This is a genomic window from Streptomyces cyanogenus, from assembly GCF_017526105.1.
GTDB classification, from domain to species: domain Bacteria; phylum Actinomycetota; class Actinomycetes; order Streptomycetales; family Streptomycetaceae; genus Streptomyces; species Streptomyces cyanogenus.
This window is the reverse complement of the sequence record NZ_CP071839.1, coordinates 2,016,809-2,037,030: the sequence shown is the minus strand read 5'-3', so window position 1 is coordinate 2,037,030 and position 20,222 is coordinate 2,016,809. Positions and strand designations below refer to the sequence as shown.

Genomic DNA, 20,222 nt, shown 5'->3' with positions numbered 1-20,222 from the left:
CTCTTCCGTGCGCCGACGCTCACTCCTCCTGGCCGCCGTACCCGCAGGACTGGTCACACTCGCCGGATGCGGTGACGACAAGTCCGACTCCAGCAAGGCCGGCGCCTCGCCGTCGCCCTCGGTGTCCTCCGTGCCCCCGCCCAAGATCGTGGACGGCCCGCTGCCGGCGGTCACGGCGGGCCGGAAGTTCGGCGAGAAGCCGACCGTCGCCAAGGGGTCGGGCGAGCCGTCGAAGAACCTCGCGGTGAAGACGCTGATCGCCGGCAGCGGCCGCACGGTCGCGGAGAACGACTTCGTCCAGGCCGACTACCTCGGCCAGATCTGGAGCACCGGCAAGGTCTTCGACAACTCCTACGACCGCAAGCGCCCGCTGGTCATCCAGCTCGCCCAGGGCAGCGTCATCGACGGCTGGCGGTACGCGCTCGCGGGCAAGAAGACCGGCAGCCGTGTCGAGATCGCCGTCCCGCCCACCTGGGGCTACGGCAAGGAGGGCAACGCGAAGGCGGGCATCAAGGGCACCGACACCCTGGTCTTCGTCATCGACCTGATCGACTCCTTCAACTCCAAGAGCTCCGCCAAGGGCGAGCCGGTCCCGCAGACCGACGCCGCGCTGCCGAAGGTGGCCACCAACACCGACGGCGAGGTGCCCAAGGTGACCATCCCCAAGGCCGGCCCGCCGAAGAAGCTCGTGTCGGCGTACGTCCTGGAGGGCGACGGCCCCGAGCTGAAGGCCGACCAGGCCGTCCTGTGCCAGTTCCAGGGCCTGGTCTGGGACAGCGGCAAGACCTTCGAGCGGACGTACGGCTCCGGCCGGCTGAGCCAGTTCGGGCTGGAGCAGATGCAGCAGGCGGTCAAGGGCCTGGCCCAGGGGCTGACCGGCAAGAAGGTCGGCAGCCGGGTCCTGATCGTCATCCCGCCGGAGCTGGGCTACGGGGACAACCCGCCGAGCGGTGGTGTCATCGAGAAGGGCTCCACCCTCGTGTTCACCGTGGACATCCTCGCGGCGATGTGACCCCACCGGCGCCCGGAGCGGGCGGGAAGGCCGCGGAGATGAAAGACTGTCCGCGTTTCGTGTCGTACACAAGCAGGAGCTTTTGACGTGAGCATCGACAAGCCCGAGATCGACTTCCCGGGCGGCGAGCCTCCGGCTGACCTTGAGATCAAGGACATCTGGGAGGGCGACGGCCCCGTCGCGCAGGCGGGCCAGACCGTCACCGTCCACTACGTGGGCGTCGCCTTCAGCACCGGCGAGGAGTTCGACGCCAGCTGGAACCGCGGCACTCCGTTCCGCTTCCCGCTGGGCGCGGGCCGGGTCATCAAGGGCTGGGACCAGGGCGTGCAGGGCATGAAGGTCGGCGGCCGCCGCCAGCTGACCATCCCCGCCCACCTCGCCTACGGCAACCAGAGCCCGACCCCGGCGATCAAGCCCGGCGAGACCCTCATCTTCGTGGTGGACCTGCTCGGGGTCTGATCCACACCTGATCCACTCCTGATCGGCCGGCCGGGTCCGACCGGTTTCGATCACCTGGGGCCCATGCCTGCTCGGGCATGGGCCCTCGGCTTTTGTCACCGCCCCGCGGAGCGGTACGGTCATCGGTCAGAAGCACCATAGGGAAGGCGAAGGGCGTCGATGGCCATTGCCAAGGCCGAGCGGCTGATGAACCTCGCGCTGTGTCTGCTCGGCACCCGCCGGCCGCTCAGCAAGCGCGAGCTGCGGGAGTCGATCGAGGCCTACCTGGAAGCGGGCAACGACGACTCCTTCAACCGCATGTTCGAACGGGACAAGGACGACCTGCGCGAACTGGGCCTCGTCATCGAGACCGTCGAGAACCTCGACGGCGAGGTCGGCTACCTCGCCCGCCGCGACAGCAACCGCCTGCCCCCCATCACCCTGGACGCCGAGGAGGCCGCCGCCCTCGGCCTCGCCGCCAAGGTCTGGCAGCAGGCCCGGCTGGCCGGAGCCGCCAGCGGCGCCCTGCAGAAGCTGCGCGCCGCCGGCCTGCCCGAGGACGTCGACCCGTACGAGGCGCACGGCGCCCTGGAACCGCGCATCCCGGTGCACGAGGCCGCCTTCGAGCCGCTGATGCTGGCCTGCCGCGACCGCCGCCCGGTGCTCTTCGAGTACCGCAAGGCCTCCGCCGCCCGCCCCGAGCCCCGGCACGTCGAGCCGTGGGCGCTGGAGTGCTGGCGCGGTCACTGGTACCTGGCCGGCTTCGACCGCGACCGGGGCGCCGAGCGCGTCTTCCGGCTCTCCCGGATCACCGGCAAGGTCCGCTCCCGGGGTACGGGCTTCACCGCGCCCGTGCCCGATGTCGTCACCGTGCGTGAGACCGTCGCGAGCTGGGCCGGCGAGATCGCCGACCGCTCGGCGCTGATCCGGCTGCGGTCGGGCGCCGGTTACCCCCTTCGGGCGAAGGCCACCGGGGTCCGGGAACTCGGCGACGGCTGGGACGAGTTGGAGATTCCGTACGGGCACGGCCTGGACGCCTGGCTGGTGGAGTTCGGGCCGGACGTCGTGGTCCTGGAACCGGCCGAGCTGCGCGCCGACGTGGTGGACCGGCTGCGTGCCGTGGCCAAGGGCTGAGGGGGAGCAGGACTGTGGCAGTCAAACCGGCCAGGACCGTCAACGCCATCGACCAGACCCGGCGGATGCTCTCCCTGGTGACGTATCTGAGAGAGCGCCCCGGAGCCCGGATCGCCGATGTCGCACGCGCCTTCGGCATCACCGAGGACGAGCTGGTGGCCGACCTCGATCTGCTGCCCATGTGCGGCACCAGCTTCCGCGGCGGCGACCTGCTGGACATCGACACCGACGGCGAGCGCATCTGGTGGCACAACCCGGCCGCCCTCGGCGAGGAGGCGGCCGAACCGCTCCGGCTCGCCGCCGACGAGGCCACCGCCCTGCTGGTCGCCGCCCGCGCGGTGTCGACCCTGCCCGGCCTGCGGGAGAGCGACCGGCAGGCCCTGCTGCGGGCCACCGCCAAGGTGGAGGCCGCGGCGGGCGAGGCGGCCGGTGCCAGCTCCCGGCTGTCGGTGACCTTCGAGTCCGAGGGCGGTGTCTTCGCCGACGTCGACCGGGCGATCTCCGAGCGCCGCCGGCTGTGGATCCGCTACTACTCCCCGGCCCGCGACGAGGTCACCGAGCGCGAGATCGACCCCATCCGGCTGGTCAGCGTCGGCCACACCTACGTGGAGGCCTGGTGCCGCCGCTCCGAGGCCCGGCGCACCTTCCGGCTCGACCGGGTCGCCGAGATCAGGATCCTCGACGCGCCCGCGGCCCCGCCCGAGATAGAACTGCGCGACCTGTCCGAGGCCCTGGTCCAGCCGGCCGCCGAGGACCCGGAGGTCGTGGTCGAGGTCGGCCCCGGCGGCCGCTGGGTCGCCGAGTACTACCCGCACGACAGCGCCGATGAGCTTCCCGACGGCGGGCTGCGTATCACTCTGCGCACCCCCGATCCGGCCTCCCTGCGCCGGCTCGCGCTGCGGCTCGGCGGCGACGGCCGGATCGTCTCGCCGCCGGAGCTGGCCGAGAGCGCCCGGAGTGCGGCGGCGGAGGCACTGGCGGCGTACGACACGGAGCGGTCGGCAAGCTCCGGCCGGTGAGGCACGCCCGTGGGGGGCGCGGAGAGCCGCGCGACCAGCCCCGGCGGCGCCGCGGACGTGAGACGGCACGAGCGGCACTCCCGGCGGCGCGCCCGGCGGACGAGAAGAAGGAGCGAGGCCTGTGAGCGAGCGTGCGGGTGAGATGACGGTGGCGACCGCGTTCGCCGGGATGCGCAAAGTGGTCCCGGTGGTGTTCAGAGCCGGCTGCCCGGACTGCCGCGGCCGCTTCGAACTCGCCGCGAGCGCGCTGCGCCTGGCCATCGGCGCCAGCAGCCGGACGACGTTCTACTCCTTCACCTGCCCCGGCTGCGGCGCCGCCGTCCGCAAGCCCGCCGGGGAACGGATCGTGGAACTGCTCACCGGCGGCGGGGTCCGCACCCTGCGGCTGCACTCCACGGTGTAGCCGGTCGCGTTCCGGGCCGGCGGACGGTCTAGTCTCGACGTCATGTTCTGGCCGATGTTCGCGGTAGCGCTGGGTTTCCTGGGTCTTGCCGTCCTCGGGGTGCTCGCCGTGCGGGTGTTCCTGGAGGCGCGGCGCCTCGGTGAGCAGGTGGCGGACTCCGCGCGCCGTATCAACCGGGCCGCCGAGGACCTGGAGCGGGCGGCCGTGAGCGCGGCCCGCGCCGTCGACACGCTCTGAGCAGCGCCCGGCGGTGCCGGTGGGGCCGGTGGGGCAAGCGCTTTGCGTCACTTCGCCCTGTCATGCTGCCCTGCGGGAAAGGTACGCTGCTGGTCGTGGTGCGGAGAACGAGGCCCGTACCGTGGACCGGGAGTACGCACGGGGATTGCCTCTCGTTTACCCCTGAGCGTTACGATCGCTGCCAGCACGACCATCGGACACATATCCGACTGGTCGGACAGCACCCACCCAGCCGCCTCGGTGAGAAGGTAAAGACTTATGTTCGGAAGGCTCGGAGCTCCCGAGATCATTCTCATCCTCGTCGTCATCATCCTGCTGTTCGGCGCGAAGAAGCTTCCGGACATGGCCCGCTCGCTCGGCAAGTCCGCGCGCATCCTCAAGAGCGAGGCCAAGGCGATGAAGGAAGAGGGCAACTCCTCCGCACAGGCGCCCACCTCGGGCGAGCAGCCTCCGGCCCAGCGCACGATCCAGGCGGCCCCCGGCGACGTGACCAGCTCGCGGCCGGTCAACGAGCCGACGGACACCACCCAGCGCTGACGCAGGGCCGGACCCCCGGCCTGCCGCACGAGATGAGGACGTGGGTTGCTCAAGTCTGCCCGCAACAAGGAGAAGGATCCGGAGGGGCGGATGCCCCTTGCGGATCACCTTCGTGAGCTCCGCAACCGGCTCGCGAAGGCGATGCTGGCCGTCGTCCTGGTGACGGTGGTCGCCGCCTTCTTCTACAACGACATCATCAACTTCCTGACCGAACCGATCCTCGACTCGGTCGGTTGCGGGAAGAGCTTCGCGGAACTGGCCCACTCGACCGCCAAGACGCAGCCGTGTGCCCAGATCACGATCAACGGCCTGCTCGCCCCCTTCACGCTGGCGCTGCAGGTCTCGCTGATGGCCGGTGTCGTGTTCGCGTCGCCGATCTGGCTCTACCAGCTCTGGGCCTTCGTGGCACCGGGACTGCACAAGCACGAGAAGAAGTACGCGTACGCCTTCGTCTTCACCGGCGCCCCCCTGTTCTTCGCCGGTGCCTTCTTCGCGTACAAGGTGCTGCCGACCACCGCGAAGGTGCTGCTCGGCTTCACCCCGGACGGCCGGATCGCCAACCTGCTGCCGCTCGACGACCTGCTCCAGCTGGTCACGCGCATGGTGGTCGTCTTCGGTCTGTCCTTCGAGCTGCCGCTGTTGCTGATCATGCTCAACCTCACCGGGGTGCTGACCGGCAAGCGGATGATCGGCTGGTGGCGGGCCATGATCCTGGGCATCACGGTCTTCGCCGCCGTGGCCACCCCGAGCACCGACCCGCTGTCCATGCTGGCGCTCGCCGGACCGATCTGGGTGCTGTACTTCGGCGCGTGCTGCTTCTCGCTGCTCAACGACCGCCGCAGGCGCCGCCGCGACGCCGCGGGCCCCGCCGACGACGAGGCCTCCGAGCTGGACCTCACGCCCGAGGACATCGGCGAGACCGAGCCCGTCCCGGCCACCCACGCGCTGCCCGAGCAGGCGAGTGCGGACCGGATCAACGGCTACGACGACGTAACCTGAGCCACCACCAGGCCGCCACGCGATGCCCCCGCCTTCCGAGGACGGGGGCATCCGTCGTTCCGCCGCCCGTTCCTGTCCCTCTCGCCTCGTCCGCTCCCGGTGGGCCGTCGGCGGATCCACGATCCGGATAATGATCGTCCTGTTGTCAGTGGCGCCCGGTACGCTCGAAAGTACGATGACAGAGGATCTCTCACCGGCCGAGCGGTACGCGGCAGCCCGCAGGCGGGCAGCCGAGCAGGCCACCGCCCTCGCCTCCTTCCGCGAGATGTACGACTTCGGCCTCGACCCCTTCCAGATCGAGGCCTGCCAGGCGCTCGAGGCGGGGAAGGGCGTACTGGTGGCCGCCCCCACCGGCTCGGGCAAGACGATCGTGGGCGAGTTCGCCGTCCACCTCGCCCTGCAGCAGGGCAAGAAGTGCTTCTACACGACACCCATCAAGGCGCTGTCGAACCAGAAGTACGCCGACCTGTGCCGGCGCTACGGCGCGGCGAAGGTCGGCCTGCTCACCGGCGACAACAGCGTGAACTCCGACGCCCCGGTGGTCGTGATGACCACCGAGGTGCTGCGGAACATGCTCTACGCCGGCTCGCAGACCCTCCTCGGCCTCGGCTACGTGGTCATGGACGAGGTGCACTACCTCTCCGACCGCTTCCGCGGCGCCGTCTGGGAGGAGGTGATCATCCACCTGCCCGAGTCGGTGACCCTGGTCTCGCTGTCCGCCACCGTGTCCAACGCGGAGGAGTTCGGTGACTGGCTGGACACCGTCCGTGGCGACACCGAGGTGATCGTCTCCGAGCACCGGCCCGTGCCGCTGTTCCAGCACGTGCTCGCCGGGCGCCGGATGTACGACCTGTTCGAGGAGGGCGAGGGCCACAAGAAGGCCGTCAACCCCGACCTGGTCCGGCTGGCCCGCATGGAGGCCACCCGGCCGTCGTACCAGGACCGCAGGCGCGGCCGTGCGATGCGCGAGGCCGACCGGGAGCGCGAGCGCAGACAGCGCTCGCGCGTGTGGACACCGGGCCGGCCGGAGGTCATCGAGCGGCTCGACTCCGAGGGCCTGCTCCCGGCCATCACCTTCATCTTCAGCCGTGCCGCCTGCGAGGCCGCCGTCCAGCAGTGCCTGTACGCGGGCCTGCGGCTCAACGACGAGGAGGCGCGCGAGCAGGTCCGCGCCCTGGTCGAGGAGCGCACCGCCTCCATCCCGACCGAGGACCTGCACGTCCTCGGCTACTACGAGTGGCTGGAGGGCCTCGAGCGCGGCATCGCCGCCCACCACGCGGGCATGCTGCCGACCTTCAAGGAGGTCGTCGAGGAACTGTTCGTACGCGGCCTGGTCAAGGCCGTGTTCGCCACCGAGACCCTCGCGCTCGGCATCAACATGCCCGCACGCTCGGTGGTACTGGAGAAGCTCGTCAAGTGGAACGGCGAGCAGCACGCCGACATCACGCCCGGCGAGTACACCCAGCTGACCGGCCGGGCCGGCCGCCGCGGCATCGACGTCGAGGGCCACGCCGTGGTGCTCTGGCAGCGCGGGATGAGCCCCGAGCACCTCGCCGGTCTCGCGGGCACCCGTACGTATCCGCTGCGCTCCAGCTTCAAGCCGTCGTACAACATGGCGGTCAACCTGGTCGAGCAGTTCGGGCGGCACCGCTCGCGCGAGCTGCTGGAGACCTCCTTCGCGCAGTTCCAGGCCGACAAGTCGGTCGTCGGGATCTCCCGCCAGGTCCAGCGCAACGAGGAGGGTCTGGCCGGCTACAAGGCCTCCATGACCTGCCACCTCGGCGACTTCGAGGAGTACGCGCGGCTGCGCCGGGAGCTGAAGGACCGGGAGACCGAGCTGGCCCGGCAGGGCGCCGACCAGCGCCGGGCCGAGGCCGCCGTCGCCCTGGAGAAGCTGAAGCCCGGCGACGTCATCCATGTGCCCACGGGCAAGTACGCGGGCCTCGCCCTGGTACTGGACCCGGGCCTGCCCGCGGGCCGTTCCAACGGGCACCGGGGCTTCGACCACCACGACGGGCCGCGCCCGCTGGTGCTGACCGCCGAACGGCAGGTCAAGCGACTGGCGTCGATGGACTTCCCGGTGCCGGTGGAGCCGCTGGACCGGATGCGGATCCCGAAGACCTTCAACCCGCGCTCGCCGCAGTCCCGCCGGGACCTCGCCTCCGCGCTGCGCTCCAAGGCCGGGCACATCCCGCCGGAGCGGGCGCGCAAGAAGCGCTCCCAGGCCGCCGACGACCGCGAGATCGCGCGGCTGCGGACGGCGATCCGCGCGCACCCGTGCCATGGGTGCAACGACCGCGAGGACCACGCCCGCTGGGCCGAGCGCTACCACCGGCTGCTGCGCGACACCTCGCAGCTGGAGCGGCGCATCGAGGGCCGTACCAACACCATCGCGCGGACCTTCGACCGGATCGTGGCCCTGCTGACCGAGCTGGACTACCTGCGCGGCGACGAGGTCACCGAACACGGCAAGCGGCTCGCGCGGCTGTACGGCGAGCTGGACCTGCTGGCCAGCGAGTGCCTGCGGGAGCGGGTCTGGGAAGGGCTCGGCCCGGCCGAACTGGCCGCGTGCGTCTCCGCGTTGGTGTACGAGGCGCGGGTCGGCGACGACGCCATGGCGCCGAAGCTGCCCTCCGGGAAGGCCAAGGCCGCCCTCGACGAGATGGTCCGGATCTGGGGCCGGCTCGACGCCTTGGAGGAGGAGTTCCGGATCAGCCAGACCGAGGGCGTCGGGCAGCGGGAGCCGGATCTCGGCTTCGCCTGGGCCGCGTACATGTGGGCGTCCGGCAAGGGGCTCGACGAGGTGCTGCGGGAGGCCGAGATGCCGGCCGGAGACTTCGTGCGGTGGTGCAAGCAGGTCATCGACGTGCTCGGGCAGATCTCCGCTGCGGCCCATGCGGAGGGCTCGACCGTGGGGAAGGCTGCGCGCAAGGCCGTCGACCAGTTGCTGCGGGGTGTGGTCGCCTACTCGTCCGTCGGCTGACCTGTCCGTCGCCCCTGGAAACGGCGACCGGGACCGCTGAGGTGCGGTCCCGGTCGCCGTTTCATTCTTCACGGTGAGTGGGATTCGTACACCTGTTGGTCGTTACGCCTGGTGTTCGAACAAAAGCCCTGTGTGTAAAACGAGTTGAGGCTACTCCTCTTGCAGGGGTGATTTCAGGTGCTTGCCGAATATGACACGGCGATGATCCGGTCGGACTAAGCTCGCCCGCGGCGCACCGAGTTGAGGCAATTCGTGCGTCTGTTCCCAAACGTGCCGTACGTCCCGATGCTTCATGTACCTTCCCCCCGCAAGCGTCCCCGACACCCAGCCGATTCGTCTCAGAAGGCATCCATGGTGAGTGTTCAGAAGCCTCCCGGCCGCCGCGAACGCCCCTATGCGCGGGTACTCCTGCCACCGGCCATAGTGATGGCCGCGGCGGCCGGCACCGCCGTCGCCCTGGTACAGCCCTCGGCCCGGCTCGCCGTCGGTGTGTGCGGAGCGCTGGCCGTGCTGCTGGTCCTCGGCACGGCCGGGGAGGCCGCCCGCCGCGGCCGTCGGCTCCGCGAAGTACAGGCCGAACACGCCCGTCACACGGCGCAGCTGGAGCAGCGGATCGCCGCCCACAACGAGCTGATGGAGCGCTTCGCCACCGAGGTCCTGCCCAACGGCTTCTACCGGCTGCGCCGCGGCCAGGTACTGCGCAACGTCGTACGCGACGTCTTCGACGCGGACCCCTACCTGCGTTCCCTGCCGGACGGCTACCGCGAGCTGATCCGCATGGCGCTGCGCGGCGCCGACCAGGAGATCTCGATGCGCGACGCCACGGAGCGCTCCTTCGTGAGCGTGGCCCGCCGCGTCCAGGCCATCGTCCACCAACAGGCCAACGAACTCCGCGAGATGGAGGAGGACCACGGCCGCAACCCCGAGGTCTTCGACGACCTGCTGCGCATCGACCACGGCACCTCGCTGATCGGCCGGCTCGCCGACACCATCTCCGTCCTCGGCGGCGGCCGGCCAGGCCGCCAGTGGCCCAAGCCGGTCTCCCTCTACAGCGTGCTGCGCGGCGCGATGTCCCGCATCCTGGAGTACCGCCGCATCAACCTCGCCTCCATCGTCAACATCAACATCAAGGGCACGTCGGTCGAGCCGGTCATCCACGCCGCCGCCGAACTCCTCGACAACGCCACCCGTTACTCGCCACCCTCCACCAAGGTGCACGTCACCGCCGTCGAGGTGCAGGCGGGCGTGGTCATCGAGATCGAGGACTGCGGGGTCAGCCTGAGCGAGGAGGCCCGCGCCCGCATCGAGCAGATGATCGAGGACGCCAAGAACGGCGAGGACGCGCACAACCTCGGTGAGAACCCGCGCCTCGGCCTCGCCGTCGTCGGCCGCCTCTGCAAGCGGTTCGACATGGAGGTCTCGCTGCGCTCCTCCGCCTACGGCGGGGTGCGCGCCATCCTCGTCGTACCGCGCGTCATGACGACCACCGAGCCCGGCGTCGGCGCCGCGCAGGCCCACGGCATCGGCGCCGCCTCCATCCGCATCCCGACGGCGGACGCCGTCGAGGGCCCCAAGCGCCCGCCCAAGAAGCGCCGCCCCACCAGCCCCAAGATCCCCGCCGGGGTCTCCCTGGAGGACGACGTCCCCGAGGTCACCGAGTGGACCGCGGGCGGCCTGCCGCAGCGCCGCAGCCGGGTGCGGACCCCGCTCAGCCAGCGGTACGCCGAGAAGGCCGCCATCGAACGCGCCGAGCGCGAGGGCCGGCCGACCATCTGGTCGCAGCGGAAGCCGGAGCCCGAGCCCGAGATGGACCCCGAGCGCAAGAAGCTCATGGAGCGGCCCCCGGGCATGTGGATGGAGGACTTCTGGAACGGCCTGCGCGAGGGCATGCCGCCGGACACTCCCACCCACGAACTGACCGACTTCACGCTCCACCCGACCAAGTACCTGCATCTGCTCAACGATTCGGCCGACTACGCGGAAGGCGCCACCGAGGACGTCACCGAGGCCGACGACGAGGGGGACCTCAAGTGATCCAGCAGCGAGGCAACCTGGACTGGATGCTCAAGCAGCTGAACGACGGCGTGCCGGGCATCGAGATGATCGTGGTCCTCTCCGCCGACGGACTGCGCATCGCCCGCTACGGCGGCGACCCCGACGCCGCCGACCGGGTGGCCGCCGCCTGCGCGGGCGTGCAGAGCCTGGCCGGCGCCATCATCCAGGAGATGCCCGAAGCCGGCGACATGAAGACCGTCGTCTTCGAGATCGACGGCGGCTACTTCTACCTCATGAACGCCGGCCCCGGCGCCTACCTCGCGGTGCTCTCCGACGTGACCTGCGAACCGGGGCGGATGAGCGGCATGATGCGCGACCTCGTCGTCCGGATCGGGGCCCACCTCACCAGTCCGCCCCGGCGGAACGGGCAGACCGTATGACCCCTCCACGACGCACGCGGCGCCGGCCGCAGCCCCTGACCCCCGAGCCGCAGCCGGCTCCCCGGCCGTCGCAGCCACCGCAGCCTGCGCCGCCGGAGGCGGCGGACGGCCAGGGTCCGCGTGAGAACCCGGAACGGCTGTACTCCGTCGCCGGGTCCGGCGACGGCGGCCGCACCGATCTCGATCTGGTGACGCTGATCGTGGCGCGTGCCGCGCCCCCGGTCTCCGCCACCCCGGAGCAGACGGCAGTGCTCCGTCTCTGCCACGCCCCGCTGTCCGTGGCGGAGCTCTCGGCCTACCTCAGGCTTCCGTTCAGCGCGATGACCGTCCTGCTCACCGAGCTGATCACGGCCGAACTGGTGCACACGCGCGCCCCCATCGTCCGCCAGGCCGTCCCCGACCGATCACTCCTCGAAGCGGTGATGCATGGACTTCAAAGGCTCTGACACCCTCCCCGGCCCGCGCACCGAGGACCAGCTGCCGCACACGGCGCAGGCCGCGGTGAAGATCGTGATCGTGGGCGGCTTCGGCGTCGGCAAGACCACCATGGTCGGTTCGGTCAGCGAGATCAGACCGCTGACCACCGAGGAGACCATGACCCAGGCCGGCATCGGGGTCGACGACGACTACGGCTCGGAGTCCAAGACGGCCACCACCGTGGCCATGGACTTCGGCCGCATCAGCATCACCGAGAAGCTGGTGCTCTACCTCTTCGGCACCCCGGGCCAGGAGCGCTTCTGGTTCCTGTGGAACGGCCTGTTCGAAGGCGCGCTCGGCGCGGTCGTGCTGGTCGACACCCGGCGCCTGGAGGTCAGCTTCGACGTCATGGGGCGGCTGGAGGAGGGCGGCGTGCCCTTCGTCGTCGCCGTCAACTCCTTCCCGGACGCCCCCCGCTACCCCGTCGAGGAACTGCGCACCGCGCTCGACCTGAGCCCGGAGATCCCGATCATCGAGTGCGACGTGCGCCGCCGGGCCTCCAGCAAGGACGTGCTGATGACCCTGATGCGCTTCCTGCACTCGCTCGCCATGTCCGGCGCCCTCACCTGACCGGCAGTCCCCGACCCCTACCCGTTTCGTTCCGGAGCGACCACTGTGACGCCTGAACCACCCTCCCCGACCGGCACGCACGACACCCTCTCGGGACCGCCGCCGGGCTGCCCCGCGCACGGCCTCGTCCCCGGGGGAGCGCGCCGGCTCTACGGCCCCGAGGCGGAGGACCTCGGCGAGCTCTACGAGCGCCTGCGCGAGGAGCACGGCCCCGTGGCACCCGTGCTGCTCCACGACGACGTGCCGATGTGGGTGGTCCTCGGCCACGCCGAGAACCTGCACCTGGTGCGCAACCCCTCGCAGTTCACCCGCGACAGCCGGATCTGGACCCCGCTGCTCGACGGCAGGGTCAAGCCCGACCATCCGCTCATGCCGCACATCGCCTGGCAGCCCATCTGCTCGCACGCCGAGGGCGAGGAGCACGAGCGGCTGCGCGGCGCGGTCACCGCGGCCATCGCCACCATCGACCACCGCGGTGTGCGCCGGCACATCGGCCGCTACACCCAGATCCTGGTCAACAGCTTCTGCGAGCGGGGGCGGGCCGACCTGGTCTCCCAGTTCGCCGAGCACCTGCCGATGGCCGTGATGTGCGAGGTCCTCGGCATGTCCGAGGAGTACAACGACCGGATGGTGCAGGCCGCCCGGGACGCCCTCAAGGGCACCGAGACCGCCATCCAGAGCCACACCTACGTCATGGAGGCGCTCAGCCGGCTCACCGCCCGGCGGCGCGCCGAGCCCGAGGACGACTTCACCAGTCACCTCATCACCCATCCCGCCGGGCTCACCGACGACGAGGTGCGCGAGCACCTGCGGGTCGTCCTCTTCGCGGCCTACGAGGCCACGGCCAACCTCCTCGCCAACGCGCTGCGCATGGTGCTGACCGAGCCGGGGTTCCGCGCCCAGCTCAACGGCGGCCAGATGACGGTGCCGGAGGCGATCGAGCAGTCCCTGTGGGACGAGCCGCCGTTCAGTACCGTCTTCGGTTACTACGCCAAGCAGGACACCGAGCTGGGCGGCCGGCAGATCCGCAAGGGCGACGGCCTGCTCTTCGCACCCGCCCCGGGCAACGTGGACCCGCGGGTACGGCCCGACCTGTCCGCGAGCATGCAGGGCAACCGCGCGCATCTCGCCTTCGGCGGGGGCCCGCACGAGTGCCCCGGCCAGGACATCGGCCGTGCCATCGCGGACGTCGGCGTCGACGCGCTGCTGACCCGGCTGTCCGACATCCAGCTCGACTGCGCCGAGGAGGACCTGCGCTGGCGGGCGTCCATCGCCTCCCGGCACCTGGTGGCCCTGCCGGTGCGCTTCGAACCGAAGCCGCAGCAGGACGTCGACCTGCCGCCGCAGGCCATGCCCGTCCCGCAGCAGCGCTCCCACTGGCAGGTCGGCACCCTGAGCACCGACCCGGCACCGTCCGCCGGCCCCCAGCCGGTCACCGTCCGCGCCACCCTCGCCCCGCCCCCGGCCCCTCCGGCGCCCCCGCAACCCCCCCGCCCCCGCGGTTTCTGGCACCGGCTCCTGGCCTGGTGGCACGGCGAGTGAGCCCCTCTCTCCCGGGGGCCGGTCTCAGCCGGCCCAGGTCTCGTACGACGACCAGGCGTGGAGTGCGCGGTCGCTGGTGAACGCGTGGTCCGTGCCCGTGACCGGATCGGTGAACTCCAGCTTCCGGGCCAGCAGTTGGAGGGGGCGGCGGAAGGTGCCAGGAGGTTCGGGAGCGGCCACCTCGGGATAGAGCGGGTCGCCGAGGATGGGGATGCCCAGGGCATTCAGGTGCACCCTGAGCTGGTGGGTCTGGCCGGTCGTGGGGACGAGCCGGTAGCGGCCGAGCCCGGCGCGGTGGCCGGTCAGTTCGACGTGGGTCTCCGCGTTCGGCTCGCCCGCGACCTCCCGGGCGGCCTGCACTCCCCGCTCCTTGACGATCCTGCTCCGCACGGTCCGGGGCAGGGCGAGCGTGGGATCGTACGGCGCCACAGCCTCGTACTCCTTGCGCACCCGTCGGTCCCGGAAGAGCGTCTGGTACGCGCCGCGCTCCTCGGGTCGTACCGTGAACAGCACCAGCCCGGCGGTGAGCCGGTCCAGGCGGTGGGCCGCGGTCAGCGTCGGGACGCCCAGCTCGCGCCGGAGCCGGGCCAGCGCGGTCTCGGCGACGTGCGTCCCGCGCGGAGTGGTGGCCAGGAAGTGCGGCTTGTCGGCCACCACGATGTGCTCGTCCCGGTACACCACCTCCACCGGGAACGGCACCGGCACCTCGACGGGCAGCTCCCGGTGGAACCAGACGCACATCCCCGGCCGGTACGGCGCGTCCGGCGCCACGGCCCGCCCGTCGGCCCCGACCACCAGCCCCGCGGCGAGCATCGAGTCGATCGTCCCGGGCCCGGCCCCCGTCAGCCGCTCCACCAGATGGTCCCGCACGGTGGCCCACGCCCCGCCCACGGGCAGCCGTACCCGCACGGGGTCGACGCCCTCGCGCTGGGGGAGCGGGGCGGGCGGGGGCGGCGTACGGCGTCTCATCGCGGTCAAGGGTACGGGGCCACGGTCACCGGGACGGGGGGCCGAAACCGGGTGCGGCCACGGCCGCGCAGTCGGCAGGATGTCGGCCATGCCCTATCTCACCAGCCCGGTCGTGGCGCCCGGCGCCCTGGCCCGCGCCCCCCAGCCCACTCTCCCCGCCGGCGGCGGCATGGTCCTGCGCCCGTGGCGGGCCGAGGACGCGCCCGCCGTGCACGCCGCCTTCCAGGACCCGGTCCTGCGGCAGTGGCACATAAGGTCCTGCGACTCCGCCGAGGAGGCCGCCGGCTGGATCACGCAGTGGCACCAGGGGTGGGCGGACGAGCGCGAGGCACAGTGGGCCGTCGTGGACGAGGCCACGGACGCGCTGCTGGGCCGGGTCGCGCTGCGCCAGATCCTGCTCGGCGACGGCGTCGCCGAGGTGGCGTACTGGACGGTGGCGCGGGCGCGGGGCCGGGGCGTCGCCGTGCGCGCCACGGCGGCCCTGGCCCACTGGTCCTTCGAGGAGCTCGGCCTGCACCGCCTGGAACTCAACCACGCCACCGCCAACGAGGCGTCCTGCCGGGTCGCCGGCAAGACCGGGTTCGCCCTGGAGGGCACCAAGCGCAGCGCCCTGAACCACCCGGACGGCTGGCACGACATGCACCTGCACGCGCGCGTGCGCGGCGACTGAGACCCACCGGTCCCTCACCGCGGGGACGGCGACAGCGAGAGCGGCGGCACCCGGCTCGGGCGCCGCCGCTGTCGTACGTCCGCTCAGGCCGCCGCTGCCGGCGCGCCCTCCTGCTCGGCCTCGATCCGGGCGTTCCACTCCCGCTTGGAGGCCTGCCAGCCGTCCTCATCGTGGCCCAGGCGCCAGTAGCCGGAGATCGACAGGTCCTCGCGCGGGACCTGCCGCTCGACCCGCAGCAGCCGGCGCAGCTCCTTCACGAAGCCCGCCTCGCCGTGCACGAACGCGTGCATCCGGCCCTCGGGGAACTCCAGCCCGCGCACGGCCTCCACCAGGGCCTCGCCGACCGGCCGGCCCCCGCGGTGCAGCCAGACCACCGGTACCTCGGTGTCGATCTTCTGCTCCTCCTCGGGGCCGGACACCTCGACGAAGGCGTGCGCACGGGCGCCGGCGGGCAGCGTCTCCAGGGCACGGGCGATCGCGGGCAGCGCGCTCTCGTCACCGGCGAGCAGATGCCAGTCGGCCTCCGGGTCGGGCGCGTAGGCGCCGCCGGGGCCCAGGAAGCGCACGGTGTCGCCGGGCCGCGCCCGGAGGGCCCACGGGCCGGCCAGGCCCTCGTCGCCGTGGACCACGAAGTCCAGGGTCAGCTCGCGCCGGGCCGGGTCCCAGGCGCGCACGGTGTACGTCCGGGTCACCGGCCAGTGCTCGCGTGGGAACTCGGCGCGGATCCGGTCCACGTCGAACGGCTCCGGGTAGGTGACGCCGTCGGCGCCGAAGAGCAGCTTCACGTAGTGGTCGGTGCAGGTGTCCGCGGCGAATCCGGCCAGGCCCTCGCCGCCGAGCACCACACGCTGCATGTGCGGGGTCAGCCGCTCGGTGCGCAGCACTTCGGCGGTATGGGCCTTGCGCGGCTTTCGTCCCGGACGCTCTGCCATCACAGCCTCCTGCGAGATTGGTTAGGTTTACCTAAGTTAGCATCCCGCTCCGATTCCACACCTGTTCCCCCGGTGGCCGCCGGGATCCCTTTACCGGAATATTCCGACAAGGATCAGCGTGCGAGCGTCGTCAACAGCCGCTGCAGGGAACCGCCCAGGCCCCACCGGTGGGCCAGCGCCTCCAGCGCCGCCGGATCGCGCGGGGCCCGAGGCAGGGCCGTGTCGACGTCCGGCAGCGGCACGTCGTCGGCCACCCGCACCACCTTCGGCGCGACCGCGACGTACGGCCGGGCCTCGGTGAGCCGCTTGCGCTGCGACGGCGTGAGCTTCGCCCGCGGGTCGTCGACCGCCGCCATGATCCCGGCCAGGTCGCCGAACTCGGCGAGCAGCTTGGCGGCCGTCTTCTCGCCGATCCCGGCCACGCCCGGCAGGCCGTCGCTCGGGTCGCCGCGCAGCAGCGCCAGATCCGCGTACCCGCGCCCGTCGACGCCATACTTCTCGCGCAGCACCGCCTCGTCGGTCAGCTGCAGCGTGCCGACCCCCTTCAGCGGATACAGCACCCGGATCCCCCGCTCGTCGTCCACCAGCTGGTACAGGTCGCGGTCACCGGTGACGATGTCGACCGGGCCCGCGGACCGCGTGGTGAACGTGCCGATCACGTCGTCCGCCTCGTACCCCGCGACGCCGACGCGCGCGATCCCGATCGCGTCCAGCACCTCCTCGATCACCGGCACCTGCGGGGCGAGGGTGTCCGGCACCTCCTCCGCGTCCGGTGCGCCCTCGTGCTCCTCGGCGACCCGGTGCGCCTTGTAGGTGGGGATGAGGTCCACCCGCCACTGCGGGCGCCAGTCGGCGTCCATGCAGGCCACCAGGTGCTCCGGCCGGTGGTCCTTGACCAGCCGGTCGATGAAGTCCAGCAGCCCGCGGACCGCGTTGACGGGCGTGCCGTCCGGCGCCTTCACGGAGTCCGGGACGCCGAAGTACGCGCGGAAGTACAGCGAGGCGGTGTCGAGAAGCATGAGTCGTCCGGTCACGCACGCATCATGCCGTACGCCACCGACAGCCAGGCGGGCGTTTCGGCTACGGCAAGGATCAGGCCAATCACCCTGCGTCAGGAACACGGGCCCGAGCCGGGGCGCCCCGCCCAGCTGGTCGGCATGTTCATCCTCCGGGGTGACCGGGCCCCGGACCGGTCACCGGCCCCCGATCACTGGCGCGAACCGGCAGGGTGGGGGATCACGGGAATGTCAGGGATGTGGCAGGCACGTGAAACGGTTTGCCGAACATGCGTAGGGTGCAGAGAAGTCATCGGAAGAGGTGTGCCCCGCAGCGGGCACTCGGACAGCGGCACGACGAGCGAGGGAGGGAGCCGGAGCGATGGGCGACCACAAAGAGCAGCAGCCCGTTCGGGTGGGCGCGGCCGTCCGGCGGCGCCGCCGTGCGCTGGAACTGACCCTCGCCGTCGTGGCCGAGCGCAGCGGCCTGTCGGTGCCCTTCCTCAGCCAGGTGGAGAACGACCGCGCCCGCCCCAGCCGCACCTCCCTCGAAAAGCTGGCCGACGCGCTGCGCACCACGGCCGTCGAACTCCTCGCCGCCGCCGACCCGGCCGCCAGCGTGGACGTCGTCCGCGCCGAGCACCTCCCCGAGGGCGACTTCGACCCGCGCACCCGCACCCTGGTGCGCGGCCACCACCAGCTGCACGCCTCGGAGTTCACCGGCGACCACGACGCCGGCCGCGAGTTCCAGCACCGCAACGACGAGCTGATGTACGTCGCCGACGGCGCGGTGGAGATCGAGGCCGAGGGGCGCGCGTACCGGCTCGGCCGCGGCGACACCCTGTATCTGACGGGCGGGGTACGGCACCGGTGGCGGGCCACCGTGCCGGACACCCGGATCATCGTGGTCGCGGTGGCGGAGCACATCGAGGCCGTTCAGGACAGGTCCCGCTGAGGGTCCGGCGGGAGAGGGGCGGAGGCGTGCGGGGGCACGGAGCGTCCGTGGCGCCGCCGTGGCCGGTCGCGTGGTTCCCCGGGCCCCTTCCGGGCGCTGACCGCGCCGGGGGTGCGTAGTGCGCGTCGTCTCCCTGGTTCCGTCCCTCACCGAGGCGGTCGCCGTCACCCTGCCCGGCGTCCTCGTCGGCGCCACCGACTGGTGCACCCACCCGGCGGACCTCGCGGTGACCCGGATCGGCGGTACCAAGAACCCCCGGATCGACCGCGTCCTCGCCCTCGCCCCCGACCTGGTGATCGCCAACGAGGAGGAGAACCGCGCCCCCGACCTCGACGCCCTGCGCACGGCGGGCGTCGAGGTGCTGGTCACCGAGGTGCGCGCGGTGCCGCAGGCCTTCACCGAGCTGGAGCGGGTGCTCACGGCGTGCGGTGCGCCGGGCCGGCCCCGCTGGCTGGACGCGGCCGAGGCCGCCTGGGCGGCGCAGCCCGGGCCGGCGGAGCGCAGGACGGCGGTCGTACCGGTCTGGCGCCGGCCGTGGATGGTCCTCGGCCGGGACACCTTCGCGGGCGACGTCCTGGCCCGCCTGGGCGTGGACCACGCGTACGCCGCGCACCCCGAGCGCTACCCCCGCGTCCCCCTGGAGGAGCTGCGGGCGGTGCGCCCCGATGTGGTGGTGCTGCCCGACGAGCCGTACCGGTTCACCGCCGACGACGGCCCGGAGGCCTTCCCCGGTGTGCCCTGCGCCCTGGTCAGCGGACGGCACCTGACGTGGTACGGCCCGTCCCTGACGGAAGCGCCACGGGTGCTGTCCGCGGCGCTGCGAGCAACTCACCGCTGAGCAGGCCGCGCACGGTGCCCCGGGCCGCCGCGAGCCAGGCGGCCACGAGGACGGCGTACAGGCCGGCGGCCAGGGCCTCGTACGCCGCCAGACCGGTGTGCCGGGCGAGGGCCGCGGCGCCGGTGACACAGGTTCCCACCGGGAAGGTGAACGCCCACCAGGTCAGCGTGAAGCCCATGCCCCGGCGCCGGGCCCGCACCACGTGCGCGGTGGCCAGCCCCAGCCAGAGCAGCGCGAACCCCATCACCGGCACTCCGTACAGCACGGCGAACACGCCGAGACCCCGGTCGTACGGGGCCGGTACGACCCCGGGGGCGGCGTCCGCGATCAGCCCGACGGCGGTGGTGGACTGGCCGAGCGGGCCGAGGACCAGGAACAGGGTCGGGGTGAGCGCGAGCGGCAGCGGCCCGGCGGTGAGCAGCCGGGCGAAGACCAGCGGCAGCATCAGCAGCACGGCCAGCAGGCTCAGCCCGAACAGCGCGAAGCAGGCCAGCAGCAGGGTCTCCCGGGGCTGTCCCGGCGGCAGGTGCGGCACCAGCAGGGGGCCCAGCGCGGCTGACACCATGGGCGCGACCAGCGGCAGCAGCCACACCGGGGTGGCCTGGGCGGCCTCGACGCGATGCCGCGCGGCCATCAGGTACGGCACGGCCACGGCGGCCCCCAGCCCGACCGCCGTACCCGCGGTGAACAGCACGGCGTCCAGGGCGACGGCCGCCCGCGTGCCGATCAGCTCCCGGCCGGCCGTCAGGGCGCCGCCGCCGACCGCCAGCAGGGCCATCGCCAGGCAGCCGTAGAAGGGGGCCACGGCGGGGTCGAGGAGGTGGGCGCGGGCCTGGTCGCGATGGCGGCTCCAGTGCACGGCCCGGGCGGACAGCAGGATCACCAGCAGGAGCAGGGACAGCGCCCAGACGGCCGCGAAGACACCGCGCGGTCCGTGCGCGGGTCCGGGCAGTGCGACGCCGGCCGAACCGACGACGGCGGTGCCCATCACGGAGGCGTACCAGTTGGGGCCGAGGTGCCGGAGCCGGGCGGCACGGGGGAGGGGCAGGGGCTGGGCTGCGGTGACCATGTCCCCAC

20 protein-coding genes and 1 pseudogene are annotated in these 20,222 nt (G+C 72.2%); 17 read left to right on the top strand and 4 right to left on the bottom strand.

Annotation, left to right across the window (positions count from 1 at the left end; all coding sequences use genetic code 11):
* The first annotated feature begins 7 nt into the window (after positions 1 to 7).
* The 14 genes from S1361_RS09065 (at position 8) to S1361_RS09000 (ending at position 13,786) form a co-directional block, all read left to right on the top strand.
* Positions 8 to 1,012 (top strand): FKBP-type peptidyl-prolyl cis-trans isomerase, encoded by a 1,005-nt coding sequence (locus tag S1361_RS09065; protein WP_208031327.1) that lies wholly within the window; start codon positions 8 to 10, stop codon positions 1,010 to 1,012.
* 87 nt (positions 1,013 to 1,099) lie between these two features.
* The gene (locus tag S1361_RS09060; protein ID WP_004002537.1) at positions 1,100 to 1,471 is read left to right on the top strand and encodes an FKBP-type peptidyl-prolyl cis-trans isomerase; all 372 of its coding nucleotides are present in this window, start codon (positions 1,100 to 1,102) and stop codon (positions 1,469 to 1,471) included.
* A gap of 159 nt (positions 1,472 to 1,630) precedes the next feature.
* Positions 1,631 to 2,584: a helix-turn-helix transcriptional regulator gene (locus S1361_RS09055; RefSeq protein ID WP_208031326.1), complete on the top strand. Its 954-nt coding sequence runs from the start codon at positions 1,631 to 1,633 to the stop codon at positions 2,582 to 2,584.
* Between the two features lie 14 nt (positions 2,585 to 2,598).
* Positions 2,599 to 3,603, top strand: a complete 1,005-nt coding sequence (locus S1361_RS09050) for a helix-turn-helix transcriptional regulator (protein WP_208031325.1) — start codon at positions 2,599 to 2,601, stop codon at positions 3,601 to 3,603.
* Between the two features lie 142 nt (positions 3,604 to 3,745).
* Positions 3,746 to 4,006, top strand: coding sequence for a hypothetical protein (locus S1361_RS09045; protein WP_208036527.1), 261 nt, complete (start codon positions 3,746 to 3,748; stop codon positions 4,004 to 4,006).
* A 42-nt stretch (positions 4,007 to 4,048) separates the two neighbouring features.
* Entirely contained in the window at positions 4,049 to 4,243 is a 195-nt protein-coding gene (locus S1361_RS09040) for a hypothetical protein (protein WP_208031324.1), read from the top strand.
* Positions 4,244 to 4,501: 258 nt separating this feature from the next.
* Positions 4,502 to 4,780, top strand: coding sequence for a Sec-independent protein translocase subunit TatA (tatA, locus tag S1361_RS09035; RefSeq protein ID WP_208031323.1), 279 nt, complete (start codon positions 4,502 to 4,504; stop codon positions 4,778 to 4,780).
* 45 nt (positions 4,781 to 4,825) lie between these two features.
* Complete coding sequence (tatC, locus tag S1361_RS09030) at positions 4,826 to 5,779, top strand: twin-arginine translocase subunit TatC (protein ID WP_208031322.1); 954 nt, start codon at positions 4,826 to 4,828, stop codon at positions 5,777 to 5,779.
* Between the two features lie 130 nt (positions 5,780 to 5,909).
* Positions 5,910 to 8,762: a DEAD/DEAH box helicase gene (locus S1361_RS09025; RefSeq protein ID WP_208031321.1), complete on the top strand. Its 2,853-nt coding sequence runs from the start codon at positions 5,910 to 5,912 to the stop codon at positions 8,760 to 8,762.
* 351 nt (positions 8,763 to 9,113) lie between these two features.
* The gene (locus S1361_RS09020) at positions 9,114 to 10,796 is read left to right on the top strand and encodes a sensor histidine kinase (protein ID WP_243769128.1); all 1,683 of its coding nucleotides are present in this window, start codon (positions 9,114 to 9,116) and stop codon (positions 10,794 to 10,796) included.
* Positions 10,793 to 11,197 carry a roadblock/LC7 domain-containing protein gene (locus tag S1361_RS09015; protein ID WP_208031320.1) on the top strand — a complete coding sequence of 135 codons (405 nt, stop codon included), beginning with the start codon at positions 10,793 to 10,795 and terminating at the stop codon, positions 11,195 to 11,197. The genes S1361_RS09020 and S1361_RS09015 overlap by 4 nt, the downstream gene beginning before the upstream one ends.
* Positions 11,194 to 11,643, top strand: coding sequence for a DUF742 domain-containing protein (locus S1361_RS09010; protein ID WP_208031319.1), 450 nt, complete (start codon positions 11,194 to 11,196; stop codon positions 11,641 to 11,643). Before S1361_RS09015 ends, S1361_RS09010 begins: the two co-directional genes overlap by 4 nt.
* Positions 11,624 to 12,244 (top strand): GTP-binding protein, encoded by a 621-nt coding sequence (locus tag S1361_RS09005; RefSeq protein ID WP_208031318.1) that lies wholly within the window; start codon positions 11,624 to 11,626, stop codon positions 12,242 to 12,244. Before S1361_RS09010 ends, S1361_RS09005 begins: the two co-directional genes overlap by 20 nt.
* Before the next feature lie 45 nt (positions 12,245 to 12,289).
* Entirely contained in the window at positions 12,290 to 13,786 is a 1,497-nt protein-coding gene (locus S1361_RS09000; RefSeq protein WP_208031317.1) for a cytochrome P450, read from the top strand.
* A 24-nt stretch (positions 13,787 to 13,810) separates the two neighbouring features.
* Here the strand turns inward: S1361_RS09000 and S1361_RS08995 are convergent, their stop codons facing one another.
* Positions 13,811 to 14,755, bottom strand: a complete 945-nt coding sequence (locus S1361_RS08995) for a pseudouridine synthase (RefSeq protein ID WP_208031316.1) — start codon at positions 14,753 to 14,755, stop codon at positions 13,811 to 13,813.
* Between the two features lie 88 nt (positions 14,756 to 14,843).
* On the opposite strand from S1361_RS08995, the gene S1361_RS08990 reads away from it, so the two are divergent.
* Complete coding sequence (locus S1361_RS08990) at positions 14,844 to 15,425, top strand: GNAT family N-acetyltransferase (protein ID WP_208031315.1); 582 nt, start codon at positions 14,844 to 14,846, stop codon at positions 15,423 to 15,425.
* Between the two features lie 83 nt (positions 15,426 to 15,508).
* On the opposite strand, the gene S1361_RS08985 is transcribed toward S1361_RS08990, so the two are convergent.
* Together S1361_RS08985 and S1361_RS08980 are read right to left on the bottom strand one after the other, a co-directional pair.
* Complete coding sequence (locus tag S1361_RS08985; RefSeq protein ID WP_208031314.1) at positions 15,509 to 16,357, bottom strand: siderophore-interacting protein; 849 nt, start codon at positions 16,355 to 16,357, stop codon at positions 15,509 to 15,511.
* Between the two features lie 113 nt (positions 16,358 to 16,470).
* Positions 16,471 to 17,402, bottom strand: a pseudogene (locus S1361_RS08980) (5'-3' exonuclease).
* A 332-nt stretch (positions 17,403 to 17,734) separates the two neighbouring features.
* On the opposite strand from S1361_RS08980, the gene S1361_RS08975 reads away from it, so the two are divergent.
* Positions 17,735 to 18,307, top strand: a complete 573-nt coding sequence (locus S1361_RS08975) for a helix-turn-helix domain-containing protein (RefSeq protein WP_208031312.1) — start codon at positions 17,735 to 17,737, stop codon at positions 18,305 to 18,307.
* Between the two features lie 118 nt (positions 18,308 to 18,425).
* Positions 18,426 to 19,145: a helical backbone metal receptor gene (locus S1361_RS08970; RefSeq protein WP_208031311.1), complete on the top strand. Its 720-nt coding sequence runs from the start codon at positions 18,426 to 18,428 to the stop codon at positions 19,143 to 19,145.
* On the opposite strand, the gene S1361_RS08965 is transcribed toward S1361_RS08970, so the two are convergent.
* Positions 19,057 to 20,214 (bottom strand): TDT family transporter, encoded by a 1,158-nt coding sequence (locus S1361_RS08965; RefSeq protein WP_208031310.1) that lies wholly within the window; start codon positions 20,212 to 20,214, stop codon positions 19,057 to 19,059. The two genes, S1361_RS08970 and S1361_RS08965, sit on opposite strands and share 89 nt — an antisense overlap.
* Between the last annotated feature and the right edge of the window lie 8 nt (positions 20,215 to 20,222).

Bases quoted from the DNA above. Each gene is read 5' to 3' on its own strand.
- S1361_RS09055 (WP_208031326.1), top strand. From the start codon at position 1,631: ATGGCCATTGCCAAGGCCGAGCGGCTGATGAACCTCGCGCTGTGTCTG.
- S1361_RS09045 (WP_208036527.1), top strand. From the start codon at position 3,746: ATGACGGTGGCGACCGCGTTCGCCGGGATGCGCAAAGTGGTCCCGGTG.
- S1361_RS09040 (WP_208031324.1), top strand. From the start codon at position 4,049: ATGTTCTGGCCGATGTTCGCGGTAGCGCTGGGTTTCCTGGGTCTTGCC.
- tatA (WP_208031323.1), top strand. From the start codon at position 4,502: ATGTTCGGAAGGCTCGGAGCTCCCGAGATCATTCTCATCCTCGTCGTC.
- S1361_RS09025 (WP_208031321.1), top strand. From the start codon at position 5,910: ATGATCGTCCTGTTGTCAGTGGCGCCCGGTACGCTCGAAAGTACGATG.
- S1361_RS09020 (WP_243769128.1), top strand. From the start codon at position 9,114: ATGGTGAGTGTTCAGAAGCCTCCCGGCCGCCGCGAACGCCCCTATGCG.
- S1361_RS09010 (WP_208031319.1), top strand. From the start codon at position 11,194: ATGACCCCTCCACGACGCACGCGGCGCCGGCCGCAGCCCCTGACCCCC.
- S1361_RS09005 (WP_208031318.1), top strand. From the start codon at position 11,624: ATGGACTTCAAAGGCTCTGACACCCTCCCCGGCCCGCGCACCGAGGAC.
- S1361_RS08995 (WP_208031316.1), bottom strand. From the start codon at position 14,755: ATGAGACGCCGTACGCCGCCCCCGCCCGCCCCGCTCCCCCAGCGCGAG.
- S1361_RS08990 (WP_208031315.1), top strand. From the start codon at position 14,844: ATGCCCTATCTCACCAGCCCGGTCGTGGCGCCCGGCGCCCTGGCCCGC.
- S1361_RS08985 (WP_208031314.1), bottom strand. From the start codon at position 16,357: ATGGCAGAGCGTCCGGGACGAAAGCCGCGCAAGGCCCATACCGCCGAA.
- S1361_RS08975 (WP_208031312.1), top strand. From the start codon at position 17,735: ATGGGCGACCACAAAGAGCAGCAGCCCGTTCGGGTGGGCGCGGCCGTC.
- S1361_RS08965 (WP_208031310.1), bottom strand. From the start codon at position 20,214: ATGGTCACCGCAGCCCAGCCCCTGCCCCTCCCCCGTGCCGCCCGGCTC.